This window comes from Pseudomonas sp. 300 (genome assembly GCF_055803035.1).
The window spans coordinates 1,647,417-1,664,647 of the sequence record NZ_JAVLRV010000002.1; the positions used below are offsets into that span (position 1 = coordinate 1,647,417).

Annotated in this window: 11 protein-coding genes; 7 read left to right on the plus strand and 4 right to left on the minus strand. The window is 60.3% G+C overall.

The annotated features are described in order from the left end of the window. Positions 1-93 precede the first annotated feature (93 nt). The 6 genes from Q7W83_RS14125 to Q7W83_RS14150 all read left to right on the plus strand — a co-directional run bounded on the left by Q7W83_RS14125 (position 94) and on the right by Q7W83_RS14150 (position 12,216). Positions 94-1,410 carry an MdtA/MuxA family multidrug efflux RND transporter periplasmic adaptor subunit gene (locus Q7W83_RS14125; RefSeq protein ID WP_150633645.1) on the plus strand — a complete coding sequence of 439 codons (1,317 nt, stop codon included), beginning with the start codon at positions 94-96 and terminating at the stop codon, positions 1,408-1,410. Continuing rightward, on the plus strand, positions 1,407-4,511 hold the full coding sequence (locus Q7W83_RS14130; protein WP_150639166.1) for an MdtB/MuxB family multidrug efflux RND transporter permease subunit: 3,105 nt from the start codon (positions 1,407-1,409) through the stop codon (positions 4,509-4,511). Before Q7W83_RS14125 ends, Q7W83_RS14130 begins: the two co-directional genes overlap by 4 nt. Further along, entirely contained in the window at positions 4,508-7,615 is a 3,108-nt protein-coding gene (locus Q7W83_RS14135; RefSeq protein ID WP_150633647.1) for an efflux RND transporter permease subunit, read from the plus strand. The genes Q7W83_RS14130 and Q7W83_RS14135 overlap by 4 nt, the downstream gene beginning before the upstream one ends. Continuing rightward, positions 7,612-9,087, plus strand: coding sequence for an efflux transporter outer membrane subunit (locus tag Q7W83_RS14140; RefSeq protein ID WP_150639165.1), 1,476 nt, complete (start codon positions 7,612-7,614; stop codon positions 9,085-9,087). Before Q7W83_RS14135 ends, Q7W83_RS14140 begins: the two co-directional genes overlap by 4 nt. Positions 9,088-9,234: 147 nt before the next feature. Continuing rightward, positions 9,235-11,316, plus strand: a complete 2,082-nt coding sequence (locus Q7W83_RS14145; RefSeq protein WP_150653324.1) for a putative bifunctional diguanylate cyclase/phosphodiesterase — start codon at positions 9,235-9,237, stop codon at positions 11,314-11,316. Between the two features lie 153 nt (positions 11,317-11,469). Next, entirely contained in the window at positions 11,470-12,216 is a 747-nt protein-coding gene (locus tag Q7W83_RS14150) for an SDR family oxidoreductase (protein WP_150633650.1), read from the plus strand. Positions 12,217-12,332: 116 nt separating this feature from the next. Here the strand turns inward: Q7W83_RS14150 and mapR are convergent, their stop codons facing one another. From mapR to Q7W83_RS14165, 3 genes are all read right to left on the minus strand, one after another. Beyond that, entirely contained in the window at positions 12,333-13,742 is a 1,410-nt protein-coding gene (gene mapR / locus Q7W83_RS14155; protein ID WP_473656219.1) for a GntR family transcriptional regulator MpaR, read from the minus strand. 123 nt (positions 13,743-13,865) lie between these two features. Next, positions 13,866-15,293 (minus strand): cytochrome c oxidase accessory protein CcoG, encoded by a 1,428-nt coding sequence (gene ccoG / locus Q7W83_RS14160; protein ID WP_150633652.1) that lies wholly within the window; start codon positions 15,291-15,293, stop codon positions 13,866-13,868. Between the two features lie 195 nt (positions 15,294-15,488). Beyond that, complete coding sequence (locus Q7W83_RS14165; RefSeq protein ID WP_150633653.1) at positions 15,489-15,722, minus strand: DUF3203 family protein; 234 nt, start codon at positions 15,720-15,722, stop codon at positions 15,489-15,491. 122 nt (positions 15,723-15,844) lie between these two features. On the opposite strand from Q7W83_RS14165, the gene Q7W83_RS14170 reads away from it, so the two are divergent. Beyond that, a complete protein-coding gene (locus Q7W83_RS14170) occupies positions 15,845-16,354 on the plus strand; it encodes an MgtC/SapB family protein (RefSeq protein WP_150633654.1) in 510 nt (169 codons plus the stop codon). A 560-nt stretch (positions 16,355-16,914) separates the two neighbouring features. Here Q7W83_RS14170 and Q7W83_RS14175 read toward each other — a convergent pair. After that, positions 16,915-17,082 carry a hypothetical protein gene (locus Q7W83_RS14175; protein ID WP_473656220.1) on the minus strand — a complete coding sequence of 56 codons (168 nt, stop codon included), beginning with the start codon at positions 17,080-17,082 and terminating at the stop codon, positions 16,915-16,917. Between the last annotated feature and the right edge of the window lie 149 nt (positions 17,083-17,231).

Sequence of the window (17,231 nt, forward strand, 5' to 3'; positions counted from 1 at the left end):
GTAAGCCGAAGGTAAATTGCCGGTAAAGGCGCTTTGCTAAATACCCGCCAGTGCTTATCGTTCAGCCTCCCGTAGAAGAAGCCCACGCGCCCAATGGTTGATCATTCCATGCAATCCTCCGCTTCCCGTAGTCCTCGTCGCTGGCTGTTCGGCCTGCTTGTCCTGTTGGTCATCGCTGGCCTGTGCTGGAAATTCTGGCCTGGCAGCGCTGTGCCAAAAGAAGGCGCCGGACAAAAAGCCGTGGCCGGGCACACCGGCAAGGCAGGGGGGATGCGTCCCGGTTTCGGCGGGGCGACCGGGCCGGTTCCGGTGCGTGTGGCGCCAGCGGTCAAGGGGGATTTCCCGCTGTATTACAAGGCGCTGGGCACCGTGACGGCGCTGAACACCATCAATGTGCGCAGTCGGGTGGGCGGCGAGCTGATCAAGGTGTCGTTCGAAGAAGGGCAGATGGTCAAGGCCGGTGACTTACTGGCGGAAATCGATCCGCGCCCTTACCAGAATGCCTTGCTGCAAGCCGAAGGCACCCTCCTGCAAAATCAGGCACAACTGAAAAACGCGCAGGTCGATGTCGAACGTTATCGCGGCCTGTACCGCGAAGACAGCATCGCCAAGCAAACCCTGGACACCGCCGAAGCGCTGGTCGGCCAGTACCAAGGCACGGTCAAGACCAATCAGGCAGCGGTCAACGACGCCAAGCTCAATCTCGAATTCACCAAGATACGCGCGCCGATAGCCGGGCGAGTGGGCCTGCGTCAGCTCGACGTCGGCAACCTGGTTGCCGCCAACGACACCACGGCGCTGGCGATCATCACCCAGACCCAACCGATCAGCGTCGCTTTCACCTTGCCGGAAAATAGTCTTGATGTGGTGCTGGCCCGCTATCGCAGCGGCGCCAAATTGCCCGCCGAAGCGTGGGACCGTAGCGACACCAAAATGCAGGCCACCGGTGTATTGCAGAGCCTCGACAACCAGATCGACGTCACCACCGGCACCCTGAAGTTCAAGGCGCGCTACGATAACCGTGATCAGGCGCTGTTCCCCAATCAGTTCGTCAACGTCCATCTGCTGGCCGACACCCTCAAGGGCGTGATACTCGCACCTTCGGCAGCGATTCAATTCGGCACCAACGGCACCTTCGTCTATGCGATGGATGGCGACAGGAAAGTCACGATCCGCCAGTTGAAAGTCGGCGCCAGCGACGGTGACAACACCGTGATCACCGAAGGCCTGGCCGCCGGCGATCGTGTTGTCCTGGAAGGCACCGACCGCCTGAAGGAAGGTAGCGAAGTGGAAGTGGTCAACGACACCAAGGATGTACCGACCACCCCGACCGGGCACCTGCAAGGCAAATCGGCGGCCAACGCGATTGAGCCGGCGATCACCGACAAGGCGAAAAAGGGCGGCGCATGAACATCTCGCGGCTGTTCATTCTTCGCCCGGTCGCCACGACCCTGAGCATGCTGGCCATTATTCTGGCCGGCGTGATCGCCTATCGGCTGTTGCCGGTGTCGGCGTTGCCGCAGGTCGATTACCCGACCATTCGCGTGATGACTCTTTATCCCGGCGCCAGCCCGGACGTCATGACCAGCGCAGTCACCGCGCCGCTCGAACGTCAGTTCGGGCAGATGCCCGGCCTCACCCAGATGGCATCGACCAGTTCTGGAGGTGCTTCGGTGCTGACTCTGCGGTTCAGCCTCGACATCAACATGGACGTGGCCGAGCAGCAGGTACAAGCCGCGATCAACGCCGCGACCAATCTGCTGCCCAAGGACCTGCCGGCGCCACCGGTGTACAACAAGGTCAACCCGGCGGACACCCCGGTATTGACCCTGGCGATCACCTCCAAGACCATGCTGTTGCCCAAGCTCAATGACCTGGTCGATACGCGCATGGCGCAGAAAATCGCCCAGATCAGCGGCGTCGGCATGGTCAGCATTGCCGGCGGTCAACGTCAGGCCGTACGGATCAAGGTCAACCCCGAAGCCCTGGCGGCCAACGGTTTGAACCTGTCGGACGTGCGCACCCTGATCGGTGCGTCGAACGTCAACCAGCCCAAGGGTAACTTCGACGGCCCGACCCGGGTCTCGATGCTGGATGCAAACGATCAACTGACTTCACCCAAGGACTACGCCAACCTCATCCTTGCCTATGCCAACGGAGCGCCGTTGCGGCTCAAGGACGTGGCTGAAATCGTCGATGGAGCGGAGAACGAACGCCTCGCGGCCTGGGCCAATGAAAACCAGGCGGTGTTGCTGAATATTCAGCGCCAGCCGGGTGCCAACGTCATCGAAGTGGTCGACCGGATCAAGGCCTTGCTGCCGAGCATCACCGACAACCTGCCGGCCGGTCTCGAAGTCACTGTGCTGACCGACCGCACCCAGACCATCCGCGCGTCCGTCACCGATGTGCAACACGAACTGCTGATTGCCATTGCGCTGGTGGTGATGGTGACGTTCCTGTTCCTGCGCCGGGCCAGCGCCACGATCATTCCTTCGGTGGCCGTGCCGTTGTCGCTGATCGGCACCTTCGGCGTGATGTACCTCGCCGGTTTCTCGGTGAACAACCTGACCCTGATGGCCCTGACCATCGCCACCGGTTTCGTGGTGGACGATGCGATCGTCATGCTGGAGAACATTTCCCGGTTCATCGAGGAGGGTGACAGCCCATTGAATGCGGCGCTCAAGGGCGCCAAGCAGATCGGCTTCACCCTGATTTCCCTGACGCTGTCGCTGATCGCGGTACTGATTCCGCTGCTGTTCATGGCCGATGTGGTGGGGCGCTTGTTCCGGGAATTTGCCATCACCCTGGCGGTGGCCATTCTGATTTCGCTGGTCGTGTCGTTGACCCTGACGCCGATGATGTGCGCACGACTGCTCAAGCGCGAACCCAAGGAAGAAGAACAGGGCCGTTTCTACCGGGCCAGTGGCGCCACAATTGATTGGATGATCGCGGCTTACGGGCGCAAGTTAAAGTGGGTTCTCAAGCATCAGTCGCTGACGTTGCTGGTGGCCATCGGCACTTTGGCGCTGACTGTGTTCCTTTACATGGTCGTGCCCAAGGGCTTCTTTCCGGTACAGGACACCGGGGTGATTCAGGGCATTTCCGAGGCCCCGCAGTCGATTTCCTTTGCGGCGATGAGTGAGCGGCAACAGCAACTGGCCAAGGTGATTCTGGCGGATCCGGCCGTAGAGAGTCTGTCTTCCTATATTGGTGTCGATGGCGATAACTCGACGTTGAACAGCGGTCGTTTGCTGATCAATCTCAAGTCCCACAGCAACCGCGATTTGAGCGCCACCGAAGTGATTGCGCGCCTGCAACCGGAACTGGACAAACTGGTCGGTATCCGTCTGTTCATGCAGCCGGTTCAGGACTTGACCATTGAAGACCGGGTCAGCCGCACGCAGTACCAATTCAGCATGTCCTCACCGGATTCCGAGCTGCTCAGCCTGTGGAGCAGTCGCCTGGTCGAAGCGCTGGTCCAGCGGCCGGAGTTGACCGACGTCGCCAGCGACCTTCAGGACAAGGGCTTGCAGGTCTATCTGGTGATCGACCGCGATGCCGCGTCCCGGGTCGGCGTATCGGTGTCGAACATCACCGATGCGCTGTACGACGCCTTCGGTCAGCGGCAGATTTCGACCATTTACACCCAGGCCAGTCAATACCGCGTGGTGCTGCAGTCGCAATCCGGCGAGAAAATCGGCCCGGACGCGCTGAACCAGATTCACGTCAAGACCACCGATGGCGGGCAAGTGCGCCTGTCCAGCCTGGCGCACATCGAGGAACGTCAGGCGCAACTGGCGATCACCCACATAGGCCAGTTCCCGGCGGTGATGATGTCCTTCAATCTCGCACCCGGCGTGGCGTTGGGGCATGCGGTAGAAATCATCGAGCAAGTGCAAAAGGACATCGGCATGCCGATTGGCGTGCAGACCCAGTTCCAGGGTGCGGCCGAAGCGTTCCAGGCGTCGTTGTCGAGCACCTTGCTGCTGATTCTGGCGGCGGTGGTGACCATGTACATCGTGCTCGGCGTGCTCTACGAGAGCTACATCCACCCGATCACCATTCTCTCGACCTTGCCCTCGGCGGCGGTCGGCGCCTTGCTGGCGCTGCTGTTGAGTGGCAATGACCTGGGGATGATCGCGATCATCGGCATCATCCTGCTGATCGGTATCGTGAAGAAGAACGCGATCATGATGATCGACTTCGCCCTCGACGCCGAACGCAATCAGGGCATGGACCCGGAGACGGCGATTTATCAAGCCGCGTTGCTGCGGTTCCGGCCGATTTTGATGACTACATTGGCGGCGTTGTTTGGCGCGGTGCCATTGATGCTCGCCACCGGTTCCGGCGCTGAATTGCGTCAGCCACTGGGTCTGGTGATGGTCGGTGGTTTGTTGGTGAGTCAAGTGCTGACGCTGTTCACCACACCAGTGATTTACCTATACTTCGATCGCCTCGGTCGACGCTGGGGCCGTACATCCGAGTCCGTGGACGTGGTCGAGCAGCCATGAACCTCTCCGGACCTTTCATCAAGCGCCCGGTTGCCACCCTGTTGCTGAGCCTGGCGATCATGCTGCTGGGCGGGGTGAGCTTCGGTTTGCTGCCGGTGTCGCCGCTGCCGCAAATGGACTTCCCGGTGATCGTGGTCCAGGCCAGTCTCCCCGGTGCGAGCCCGGAGGTGATGGCCTCGACCGTGGCCACGCCGCTCGAACGTTCCTTCGGCGCCATCGCCGGGGTCAACACCATGAGTAGCCGCTCCAGCCAGGGCTCGACCCGGGTGATTCTGCAATTCGACCTCGATCGCGACATCAACGGCGCGGCTCGGGAAGTGCAAGCGGCGATCAACGCCTCGCGCAACCTGCTGCCAAGCGGGATGCGCAGCATGCCGACGTACAAGAAGGTCAACCCGTCCCAGGCACCGATCATGGTGCTGTCGCTGACCTCGGATGTGCTGGAAAAGGGCCAGCTCTACGATTTGGCCTCGACGATCCTGTCGCAGAGCCTGTCTCAGGTGCAGGGGGTGGGTGAAGTGCAGATCGGTGGCAGCTCCTTGCCGGCGGTGCGTATCGAACTCGAACCGCAAGCGCTCAACCAGTACGGCGTGGCGCTGGATGATGTGCGCAACACTATCGCTAACGCCAACGTGCGTCGGCCCAAGGGCTCGGTCGAAGACGGCCAGCGCTTGTGGCAGGTCCAGGCCAACGATCAACTGGAAAAGGCCAAGGATTACGAGTCACTGATCATTCACTACAACGGCGGTGCGGCACTGCGCCTGAAGGACGTGGCCAAGGTCAGTGATGGCGTCGAAGACCGCTACAACAGCGGCTTTTTCAACAACGATGCGGCGGTGCTGCTGGTGATCAACCGTCAGGCGGGCGCCAACATCATCGAGACAGTCAACGAAATCAAGGCCCAGCTCCCGGCGTTGCAAGCCGTGCTGCCGGCCAGCGTCAAACTGAACCTGGCCATGGACCGCTCGCCGGTGATCAAGGCGACCCTGCACGAAGCGGAAATGACCCTGCTGATCGCCGTGGCATTGGTGATTCTGGTGGTGTTCCTGTTCCTCGGTAACTTCCGCGCCTCGCTGATTCCGACGCTCGCGGTGCCGGTGTCGCTGGTCGGCACCTTCGCGGTGATGTACCTCTATGGGTTCTCGCTGAACAACCTGTCGCTGATGGCGCTGATCCTGGCCACCGGGCTGGTGGTGGATGACGCCATCGTAGTGCTGGAGAACATCACCCGGCACATCGACGAAGGCGTGCCACCGATGAAGGCCGCTTACCTCGGAGCCCAGGAAGTCGGCTTTACGCTGCTATCGATGAACGTCTCGCTGGTGGCGGTGTTTCTCTCGATCCTGTTCATGGGCGGCATCATCGAAAGCCTGTTTCGTGAGTTTTCCATCACGCTGGCCGCGTCCATCGTGGTCTCGCTGGTCGTCTCGCTGACCCTGACGCCGATGCTGTGCGCCCGTTGGCTCAAGCCACATACGCCGGGCCAGGAAAACCGTTTGCAGCGCTGGAGTCAGCGCGCCAACGAGTGGATGGTCGACAAATACGCCACCAGCCTCGACTGGGTACTTCGTCACCGTCGCCTGACCTTGCTCAGCCTGATCGTGACAGTTGGCGTTAACATTGCGCTGTATGTCGTTGTTCCTAAAACATTCATGCCCCAACAGGACACCGGCCAATTGATTGGATTCGTGCGGGGTGACGACGGTCTGTCGTTCAGCGTCATGCAACCGAAAATGGAAACATTCCGCCGCGCGGTACTCAAGGATGAAGCAGTGGAAAGCGTCGCCGGGTTTATCGGCGGCACCAACGGCACCAACAACGCCTTCATGCTGGTACGTCTGAAGCCGATCAAGGAACGGGGCGTGTCCGCGCAAAAAGTCATCGAACGCCTGCGCAAGGAAATGCCCAAAGTCGCCGGCGCACAATTGATGCTGATGGCGGATCAGGACCTGCAGTTTGGCGGTGGTCGTGAACAGACCACCTCGCAGTATTCCTACATCCTGCAAAGCGCCGACCTTGGCGAGTTGCGCCAGTGGTACCCGAAAGTGGTGACTGCGCTCAAGGCCTTACCGGAGTTGACCGCGATTGATGCCCGGGAAGGACGTGGCGCGCAACAAGTGACCTTGATCGTCGATCGCGATCAGGCCAAACGCCTGGGGGTCGACATGGACATGGTCACCGCCGTGTTGAACAACGCCTACAGCCAGCGGCAGATTTCGACGATCTACGACAGCCTCAACCAGTATCAGGTGGTGATGGAGGTAAATCCGAAATACGCCCAGGACCCGATCACCCTCAAGCAGGTTCAAGTCATCACCGCCGACGGCGCGAGAATTCCACTGTCGACCATCGCCCATTACGAAAACAGCCTGGAAGATGACCGCGTCAGCCACGAAGGACAGTTTGCCTCTGAGAGCATTTCCTTCGACATGGCCGAAGGCGTGACGGTGGAGCAGGGTACTGCGGCCATCGAACGGGCGATTGCCAGGCTCGGCATGCCGGAAGACGTCATCGTGAAAATGGCCGGCACCGCCGACGCCTTCGCCGCTACGCAAAAGAGCCAGCCGTGGATGATACTGGGTGCGCTGGTGGCGGTGTATCTAGTGCTGGGCGTGCTGTATGAGAGCTACATCCATCCGCTGACCATTCTCTCGACCTTGCCGTCGGCCGGGGTCGGCGCATTGCTGTCGATCTATGCATTGGGCGGAGAATTCAGCCTGATCTCGTTGCTCGGGTTGTTTTTGCTGATCGGCGTGGTGAAGAAGAACGCCATTCTGATGATCGACCTCGCGCTGCAATTGGAGCGGCAAAAGGGCCTGGAACCGCTGGAGTCGATTCGCAGCGCCTGTCTGCAACGTCTGCGCCCGATTCTGATGACCACGCTGGCTGCGATCCTCGGCGCGTTGCCGCTGCTGCTGGGCCGTGCCGAAGGTGCGGAAATGCGCCAGCCGCTGGGTTTGACCATCATCGGCGGGCTGATCTTCAGTCAGGTGCTGACCCTTTACACCACCCCGGTGGTTTACCTCTATCTCGACAAACTGCGCCATCGTTTCAATAAATGGCGTGGGGTGCGTACCGACGCTGCTCTGGAAACTCCGCTATGACTGACCGTTCGCTTATCAACCTGTCTGCACTGCTGATCACGGCCCGAGGCTCGCGTCTGTTGAGCCTGTCGCTGTGCGTGGCGCTGCTCAGTGCCTGCGCCATCGGCCCGGATTACCAGCGCCCGCAAGCCGCCGCGCCGGTACAGTACAAGGAAGCGGCCGGTTGGCGTCAGGCCAACCCGAGCGATTCCCTGGCCCGCGGTGCCTGGTGGGAACTGTATGGCGATCAACAACTCAACGGCCTGATCGACACACTCAACAGCGCCAACCAGACCGTTGCCCAGTCCGAAGCCCAGTACCGTCAAGCCCAAGCCCTGGTGCGCAGTGCCCGCGGCGCGTTTTTCCCGACGGTGGACCTGACCGTCGGCAAAAACCGCTCGAGCCAGGGCACTGGCAGCAGCAGTTCGAGCCTGAGCAGTACGTCCAGCGGCATTCGCAATACCTACACGGCCCAGGCCGGTGTCAGTTGGGAGGCCGACGTCTGGGGCAAACTGCGCCGAGGCCTTGAGGCCGACACGGCCAACGCCGAGGCGAGTTTTGCCGATCTGGCAGCGATGCGCCTGAGCCAGCAGTCGGAACTGGTGCAGAACTACCTGCAATTGCGCGTGATCGATGAGCAAAAGCGCCTGCTGCAAGCGACAGTCGAGGCCTATCAGCGCTCGCTGAAAATGACCGAAAACCAGTACCGCGCAGGTGTTTCCGGCAAGGACGCGGTGGCACAGGCCACCACTCAGCTCAAGAGTACCGAAGCCGAGTTGGTCGATCTGATCTGGCAGCGCGCGCAGTTCGAGAACGCCATTGCCGTACTGATCGGACTGCCGCCCGCCGAGTTCAACCTCGCGGAAACCACGGACATCCCGCTGTTGCCCGAGGTGCCGCTGAACCTGCCTTCGCAATTATTGGAACGCCGTCCTGACATCGCCTCGGCCGAGCGCTCGGTCATGGCCGCCAACGCTAACATCGGCGTGGCCAAGGCCGCGTACTACCCGGACCTGACGTTGAGTTTGAACGGCGGTTACAGCAGCAGCACCTCTTCGAACTGGATCAGTGTGCCGAACCGCTTCTGGTCGGTCGGCCCGCAACTGGCGATGACCTTGTTCGACGGCGGTCAGCGCTCGGCGGAAGTCGACCGCAGCGAAGCGGCCTATGACGAGACAGTGGCCAAGTACCGCCAGACCGTACTCGACGGTTTCCGTGAAGTGGAAAACTACCTGGTTCAGCTCAAGGTCCTGGAAAACGAATCCGCCGTGCGTCAACAGGCACTGGATGCGGCGCGTGAGTCCCTGCGCCTGACCCAGAATCAGTACAAGGCCGGGCTGATTGCCTATCTGGATGTGGTAGTGGTGCAGGCCACGGCGCTGAACAATGAACGCAATATGCTGGACTTGTTACAGAGCCGGCTGATCGCCAGCGTTCAATTGATCGCGGCGTTGGGCGGTGGATGGGATGGCCAGCTCGAGCTCAATAATTGACCTGTTTCGGGTAGTCAAACAAGCGTTTCATCGGCTTGATGGCCCTTTGCTAATTTTCTCAGTGCGTTCTTTCGCGCAGTCAGTACAATCGCCCGATTTACCCCCCGAGAACGGAAGCAGTACGGCGGGGTAGTCGCGAGAAATCCAATGCTTATCGGTAGCTATTCACCCACGCTGGTTATCATTTCGCTCTGTGTAGCGATTCTCGCGTCCTATACCGCGCTCGACATGACCGGGCGCATTGCTACCGCCAGAGGTCGGGCCGTGCATTTGTGGACGGTGGGCGGGGCTTTTGCGATGGGCATCGGCGTGTGGTCGATGCATTTCATCGGCATGCTCGCGTTTGAACTGCCTATTGACCTCGGCTACGACATCACCCTGACGGCCCTGTCGCTGCTGACCGCGATTCTGTCCTGCGGCTTTGCCTTGTGGCTGGTCAGCCAGCCACAACTGCCGGGCTGGCAACTGGGGTTTGGAGCGCTGGCGATGGGCGCTGGTATCAGCGCCATGCACTACACCGGCATGGCCGCCATGCGCATGCAGCCGGGTATCGATTACGACCCGACACTGTTTAGTGCCTCTCTGCTCATCGCCGTCGGGGCGTCGGGCGCTGCGTTATGGATCGCCTTTCGCCTGCGCCGGCACACGCCTCATGTCAGCCTGCTTCGAGGCGGCGCGGCGGTGATCATGGGCATTGCCATTGTTGGAATGCACTACACCGCCATGGCCGCTGCGCGTTTTCCCGACGGCAGTTTTTGTGGCGCGGCGATCAGCGGTTTGAACGGCAAGGGCCTGGACAGCCTGGTGCTGATCACCACGATGGCGGTGCTGAGCATTGCCTTGCTCACCTCGATTCTCGATGCACGTCTGGAGGCTCGCACCGCCGAATTGGCCCGCTCGCTGACAGAAGCTAATCGCGAACTCACCCAACTGGCGCTGCACGACCCCCTGACCGGTCTGCCGAATCGGGTGTTGCTGGCGGATCGCATCGACCAGGCCACATCGAGGGTGCAGGAGCAGGGCGGTTGTTTTGCATTGATGTTCATCGATCTGGACGGTTTCAAACCGGTCAATGATGCTTTCGGCCACCACATGGGTGACCTGCTCTTACGAGAAGTCGGCTTGCGCTTGCGCGAGGATCTGCGCAGCCAGGACACCCTGGCGCGGATCGGCGGTGACGAATTCGTCTTGCTGGTGCAATTGCGCGATGAACATGACGCCTTGAACCTGGCGGCACGTCAGGTCGCAATGATCGCGCGCTCGTTCCGCGTCGCCGAACATGATTTGCAGATTTCAGCCAGTGTCGGCATCGCCCTCTATCCGGGCAACGGCCAGACGGCTGAAGAGCTGCTGATGAATGCCGACGCGGCGATGTATCACGCCAAGGGCGTGGGTAAAAACGGCTACAGCTTCTTCGACGCCTCGATGAACAGCAACGCGCGCAAACAGCTGCAATTGCTGCAAGACCTGCGTAATGCCGTGGATCAGCAACAATTCAGCCTCTACTACCAACCCAAGTTCGACGCCAGCAATGGCCGGCCGGTCGGCGCCGAAGCGTTGTTGCGCTGGGTGCACCCGACTCAGGGCATGATGCTGCCGGACAAGTTCATTGAACTGGCGGAGAAGACCGGGCTGATCATTCCGATTGGCGAATGGGTGCTCAACGAAGCCTGCCGCCAGATGCGCGAATGGTATGTGCTCGGCTACACCGACTGGCGTATCGCGGTAAACCTTTCGGCCCTGCAGTTCTGCCATGCAGGCCTGGTTCAGAGTGTCGCCAAAGCCTTGGCCACGCACCGTTTGCCCGCCAACAGCCTGACCCTGGAAATCACCGAAACCACCGCAATGAGTGACGCCGATGCGAGCATGATGGTGCTCAATGAGCTCTCGGAGATGGGCGTCGACCTGTCCATCGATGACTTTGGTACCGGCTATTCGAGTTTGATGTACCTCAAGCGTTTGCCGGCCAACGAATTGAAGATCGACCGTGGTTTTGTCCGCGACCTGGAACGGGACAGCGACGACGCCGCCATCGTTTCCGCCATCGTCGCGCTGGGCCAGGCATTGGGTTTGCGGATCGTCGCCGAAGGGGTGGAAACCGACGTGCAGCAGGATTTCCTTACCCAACTGGGCTGCGATTCGTTGCAGGGTTACCTGCTGGGGCACCCGCTGCCGGCAGAGCGCTTCATGATCGATATAGTTCGGGCAGAGGAACTGGCGCTGGCCTGAAGCAAGATCGCGTTATCGGTCCGCGTAGTCCCATGCAGGAGCTGGCTTGCCAGCGGTGGCGTCCCCGCTGACATCACAACACCCCATGCAAAAAACGCCGATGGCGGTTATTCTTGCCCCCGACTGCTTACGCTTGAATGGGGAACAGCTCGCATGGACAAAGTCATCGTCATCACTGGTGGAAGCCGCGGCATCGGCGCCGCCACTGCCTTGTTGGCCGCCGAACAGGGCTATCGGATCTGCATCAACTATCAATCCGATGAAGAAGCCGCGCACCGGGTACTCGAGCAAGTCCGCGCCCTCGGCGCCCAAGCCATCGCGGTCCGTGCGGACGTCAGCATCGAAGACGAAGTGATTGCCTTGTTTCACCGGGTAGACACCGAACTGGGCCGGGTTACCGCACTGGTCAACAACGCCGGCACTGTGGGGCACAAATCCCGGGTCGACGAAATGTCCGAATTTCGCATTCTGAAAATCCTCAAAACCAACGTCCTGGCGCCGATTCTCTGCGCCAAGCACGCGATCCTGCGCATGTCGCCCAAACATGGCGGCCAGGGTGGCAGCATCGTCAACGTCTCCTCGGTGGCCTCACGCTTGGGCGCCCCCAGTGAATACGTCGACTACGCGGCCTCCAAAGGCGCACTCGACACCTTTACCATCGGCCTGTCCAAGGAAGTGGCCGGCGAAGGTATCCGCGTCAACGCCGTGCGACCTGGCTACATCTACACCGATTTCCACGCGCTGAGCGGCGATCCGGACCGGGTCAGCAAACTGGAATCGGCGATACCGATGGCGCGCGGTGGCCGGCCGGATGAAGTGGCGGAAGCGATTGTGTGGTTGTTGTCGGACAAGGCGTCGTATGCGACCGGGACTTTTGTCGATCTTGGGGGCGGGCGTTAATCTCTGAAAGGTGCGGTCTCGGCTCGGGCCCCATCGCGGGCAAGCCCCCCACAGGGTTGCGCGGTCAACTGTGGGGGCTTGCCCGCGATGGGGTCGGAACAGTCAACCTCAAACCCTCAGAATGACCGCACAATCCGTCCCAGCGTCTCCATCGCCTTCTCCGAAGCCTCATCCCAGGGGCTGCCATAATTCAGCCGAATACAATTCCTGAACCGTTGCGCCGGCGAAAAGATCGGCCCCGGCGCGATGCTGATGCCTTGCGCCAACGCCATCTGAAACAACTTCAACGAATCCATCTGCACGGGCAATTCCAGCCACAAGAAATAGCCGCCAGCCGGTTGACTCACGCGAGTCTGCGCCGGGAAATAGCGGGCAATCGCCGCCAGCATCGCACTCTGCTGTTCTTCCAGCGCATAACGCAGTTTGCGCAGATGCCGGTCATAGCCGCCATGTTGCAGGTAATCGGCAATGGCCGCCTGCGCCGGCATCGAGGCGCACAGCGAGGTCATGAGTTTCAGCCGTTCAATTTTTTGCGCAAAGCGCCCGGCAGCCACCCAGCCAATGCGATAGCCAGGGGCGAGGCTCTTGGCGAACGAGCCGCAATGCATCACCAACCCCTCTGTGTCGAACGCTTTCGCCGGTTTCGGCGCCTGTTGCCCGTAATACAGTTCGGCGTAAACGTCATCTTCGATCAGTGGCACCTGATGGCTGCGCAACAACTCCACCAGTTCCTGTTTCTTTGCCTCGGGCATGGTCGCGCCCATGGGGTTCTGAAAACTGGTCATGCACCAGCAGGCCTTGATCGGGTAGCGTTCCAGGGTTTGCGCGAGCACGCCGAGGTCGATGCCGTCGCGCGGATGCACGGGGATTTCCACGGCTTTGAGTTTCAGCCGTTCGAGGATTTGCAGGCAGGCATAGAACGCCGGAGCTTCGATGGCCACCAGGTCGCCGGGTTCGGTGACGGCTTGCAGACACAGGTTCAGCGCTTCGAGGGCGCCGTTGGTGATCAGCAATTCATCCATGGGCAGCATCAGGCCGCCGACCATGTAGCGCAGGGCGATTTGTCGGCGCAGTTGCGGGTTGCCCGGCGACATGTCGGTGACGACCATGCGCGGATCCATGTCCCGGGCGGCGCTGGCCAATGAACGGGACAGCCGTTGCAGGGGAAACAGGGTGGGGCTGGGGAACGCCGAGCCGAAGGGGACGGTGTTGGGGTCTTTGATCGAGTCGAGGACCGAGAACACCAGTTCGCTGACGTCGACTTCGGTGGATTCGTTGACTTGGCTGCTGATCACCGGTTCTGAAAACGGGCTCGGCGCGTGTGTGTTGACGAAGTAGCCGGAACGCGGGCGGGCGCGGATCAGGCCGCGGCGCTCCAGAAGGTAATAAGCCTGAAACACCGTGGACGGGCTGACGCCGTAGGTCTGGCTGGCGTAGCGCACCGACGGCACGCGCTGGCCAGGGCCGAGGACGCCGGAGCGGATCAGTTCAGCGATGTCGTCGGCGAATTTTTCGTAGCGTTTCATCGAGTGCCCTGGCGTTGCGGTATGCAGAGAAATTGGGGGGGGGCCTTCTTCGCCAGCAAACCAGCCCCTACAGGTCTGCGCAATTCTGTAGGAGCCGGCTTGCTGGCGATGCAGTCTAAGGGATCAACGGTTCATCGGCGCAACAAACCGGCTTTTGGCCACGCTGTAAACATCAGGCTCATCGCTGTCGACGATCTGGAAGCTGATGCTCTGCGAGCTGCTGCTCGGCCGTTCCGTGGTCATGGCGACGGACACCGGCACGTCGACAATTTCCCCCGGGGCCAGGCTCAGTTCGGTCCTGCCTTGCAGCTGGAAGCCGTCGCCATCGACCAGGGTCAATCGGTAGTCTTGACGTTGCTGGGTCTTGTTGATGACTTTCAGGCTGTAGATGTTTTCGATCTGCCCCTGGCTGTTCTCGCGGAACAGCCCACGGTCCTTGCTGACGTCCAGCGACACCATCGGCCGTTCCACCAGCGCGAGGGCGAGGGCGCCGATCATCACCAGCAACACCGCGGTGTAGCCGATCAGCCGTGGCCGCAGCAGATGCGTCTTGCCACCCTGCAACTCGTGCTCCGAGGTGTAGCTGATCAGCCCGCGGGCATAGCCCATTTTGTCCATGATCGAATCGCAGGCGTCGATACACGCGGCGCACCCGATGCATTCCATCTGCAAGCCATCGCGAATGTCGATGCCGGTCGGGCAGACCTGCACACACAGTTGGCAATCGATGCAGTCGCCGAGGCCGGCGTCGGCAGGTTTCACGTCACGTTTGCGCGGGCCACGGTTTTCGCCCCGGGCGACGTCGTAGGAAATGGTCAGGGTGTCTTTGTCGAACATCACACTCTGGAACCGCGCATACGGGCACATGTGCATGCACACCGCTTCGCGCAGCCAACCGGCGTTGATGTAGGTCGCACCGGTGAAGAACAGCACCCAGAACAGGCTGACACCGCCGATCTGCAAGGTCAGCAGTTCTTCGGCCAGCGGCCGGATCGGCGTGAAGTAGCCAACAAAGGTCAGGCCGGTCAGCAAGCTGATCGCCAGCCATAATGTGTGCTTGGCGGCGCGGCGCATCAGTTTGTTCAGACCCCAGGGCGCGGCTTGCAGCTTGATCCGCTGGTTGCGCTCACCTTCGGTGATCTTCTCGCACCACATGAAGATCCAGGTCCAGGAGCTCTGCGGGCAGGTGTAGCCGCACCAGACACGGCCGGCAAACACGGTGATCGCAAACAGGCCAAACGCCGCAATGATCAGCAGCGCCGACAACAGGATGAAATCCTGCGGCCAAAAAGTAGCACCGAAGATGTGGAATTTGCTTTCAGAAAGGTCCCAGAGCACTGCCTGACGGCCGCCCCAGTTCAACCACACGGTGCCGAAAAACAGCAGAAACAGAAAACCCGCACCGCTCATGCGCAGGGTGCGGTACAGGCCGGTGAAGCTACGGGTGTGGATCAGGTTGTCGCTGGATTTGGCCTTCATCTTTGGACGCGAAGGCTCGATTTTTACAAATGAGTCGGGTTCTACGGTTCGGACGGGGATTCTCTCGCTCATGGTCTTTCGCTCTTCAGCCTCCATCAGGCATGAGCACTATGAGCGGCGATCTGTTTGCATAACAGACTCAGGTATCGCAATAAAAAGCGGATCAGATGAATGTTGAACCACACCCTGCGACAAGTTGATGCACCCGTCAAAACGGGGCGCGGACGCCTATATCAGACGCCCGCGCGCGATGTTGATCGGGGTCAGTCAAATCACCGAATCACTGTCGGTGGCCTTCAAATGCCGGCGACCGTCCACGGCGCCTGCTACGGTCAATGCATCGGCTTCTGCTTCGGTGATGTAGATGCGCTGGCCGTTGATGTCCACCGCTGACATGGCTTTGGCGCCGTCGGTGACGATGGTGACGTCGGGACACAGACGAATTTCTTCGCCGTTCTCCGTGGTAAAGAAGCAAGTCTGGTTTTCGATGCGCACAGTCATGGAGAGGTCCTTTTTTCTGCGGAGTCTTAACTGTTAGGGCACATCCCGCCGCCATCGTTCTGTGCAACCGATTAATGGTCGGCGCGGTCCATCCTCTATCGAACATTTACAGGGATTGCACCATGGACGCCTGGTGGCATGAGGTTTGGGTGACGCTGCAAGCGGAGTTCGCCGACATCGGCGACGCCTCGCAACTGACACGTATCACGGTAAGACTGTTGATAGCCGCCGTGTTGGGCGGGATTCTCGGTTTTGAACGCGAGCACAAAGGCAAGGCCGCCGGTGTGCGTACGCACATGCTGGTGGCGCTGGGGGCCGCGCTGTTTGTGCTGGTGCCGCAGATGTCCGGCTCTCAGGCCGATGCGATGAGCCGCGTGGTGCAAGGGGTGATCGCCGGGATCGGCTTCCTCGGCGCCGGGACCATCCTGAAAAACCAGGAAGGCGATGAGGGCCACGTGAAAGGCCTGACCACCGCCGCCGGGTTGTGGATGACCGCAGCCATTGGTGTTTCCGCCGGGCTGGGGCGTGAGGCGACGGCGGTGTTCAGTACGTTGCTGGCGTTGGTGATCTTTAGTGTGATGCCGAGGATTGTGAGGATGCTCGAAAAAAGCGATTCGGAAGATAAACCTTAGCGACTATTAGGTGCCCGTTCAGATGCCGGTTCAGGTTCGGTCATATTCAATGCCGATTGGACGTCCCAATGGTTTTCATTTGCCAACTCGTTTTGGGAGAAATCGAAGCTCCGATAACGCAGGTCAATGTCGTGAGCGAGTGAGCTCTTGACGGCCTTTTCCGGTTGCTCGCGATCGATCATGAAATAAAGTAGCTCGTAGTTGAATAGTTTCACTTTCAGGCCAGCCGTCGCTCAGTGATTCACGGTTGAGCGCAGATCGTTGTGCGCTCACGCTTTCTGTAAAGCTGCTGACACTGAAAAATATTGATGACATGGCTGGATGCTCTGGCTTAAGGGACTGGGGTATCTAAGAGCATGCAAGGGGATTTCGTAAAGCATTCGATAGCGGGAAATGTCACTACAGGATCGGTACTACACCGTTCTGGGAAAAAACCTTGTAGGAACGTGCTCGCGAAACGCCCGACCTCGCGTTGGGGTTCAAGCTTGCGGCGTTATCGTTGACGATCTTCGCGAGCAAGCTCGCTCCTACAATGCGGCGAGGGCGCATCAGAGCCATCATCACTCCGGCACAACAATCACCGGCGGCATCGTATCCGGCGGATCTTCCCTTGGTGGCGGGGTGGTCCCTGGCGGTTCCTGCTCGGGCACCGGCGCAGGTTCAGTCGGTGGAATCGTCGGGCTATCGATATTCGGATCAGGCGTTTCGGCCGGGATTGGGATACTCATCGTTGAAGCCTCCAGTGGCAGATGGCGCAAGTCGTGCTTAAGTGGATTGACCACCGCGCACAGGAATTGATTCCACCGAAGATCCGGGCAAATCCACGTGAACTTTACCGAGGCCTGTCGCTCGGAACCTAAGTGAGTTCATTCCGGGG

Coding starts and splice junctions, on each gene's coding strand:
- Q7W83_RS14125 (WP_150633645.1), top strand. CDS start 94: ATGGTTGATCATTCCATGCAATCCTCCGCTTCCCGTAGTCCTCGTCGC.
- Q7W83_RS14130 (WP_150639166.1), top strand. CDS start 1,407: ATGAACATCTCGCGGCTGTTCATTCTTCGCCCGGTCGCCACGACCCTG.
- Q7W83_RS14135 (WP_150633647.1), top strand. CDS start 4,508: ATGAACCTCTCCGGACCTTTCATCAAGCGCCCGGTTGCCACCCTGTTG.
- Q7W83_RS14165 (WP_150633653.1), bottom strand. CDS start 15,722: ATGACTGTGCGCATCGAAAACCAGACTTGCTTCTTTACCACGGAGAAC.
- mapR (WP_473656219.1), bottom strand. CDS start 13,742: ATGAAACGCTACGAAAAATTCGCCGACGACATCGCTGAACTGATCCGC.
- Q7W83_RS14145 (WP_150653324.1), top strand. CDS start 9,235: ATGCTTATCGGTAGCTATTCACCCACGCTGGTTATCATTTCGCTCTGT.
- Q7W83_RS14175 (WP_473656220.1), bottom strand. CDS start 17,082: ATGAGTATCCCAATCCCGGCCGAAACGCCTGATCCGAATATCGATAGC.
- Q7W83_RS14140 (WP_150639165.1), top strand. CDS start 7,612: ATGACTGACCGTTCGCTTATCAACCTGTCTGCACTGCTGATCACGGCC.
- Q7W83_RS14170 (WP_150633654.1), top strand. CDS start 15,845: ATGGACGCCTGGTGGCATGAGGTTTGGGTGACGCTGCAAGCGGAGTTC.
- ccoG (WP_150633652.1), bottom strand. CDS start 15,293: ATGAGCGAGAGAATCCCCGTCCGAACCGTAGAACCCGACTCATTTGTA.
- Q7W83_RS14150 (WP_150633650.1), top strand. CDS start 11,470: ATGGACAAAGTCATCGTCATCACTGGTGGAAGCCGCGGCATCGGCGCC.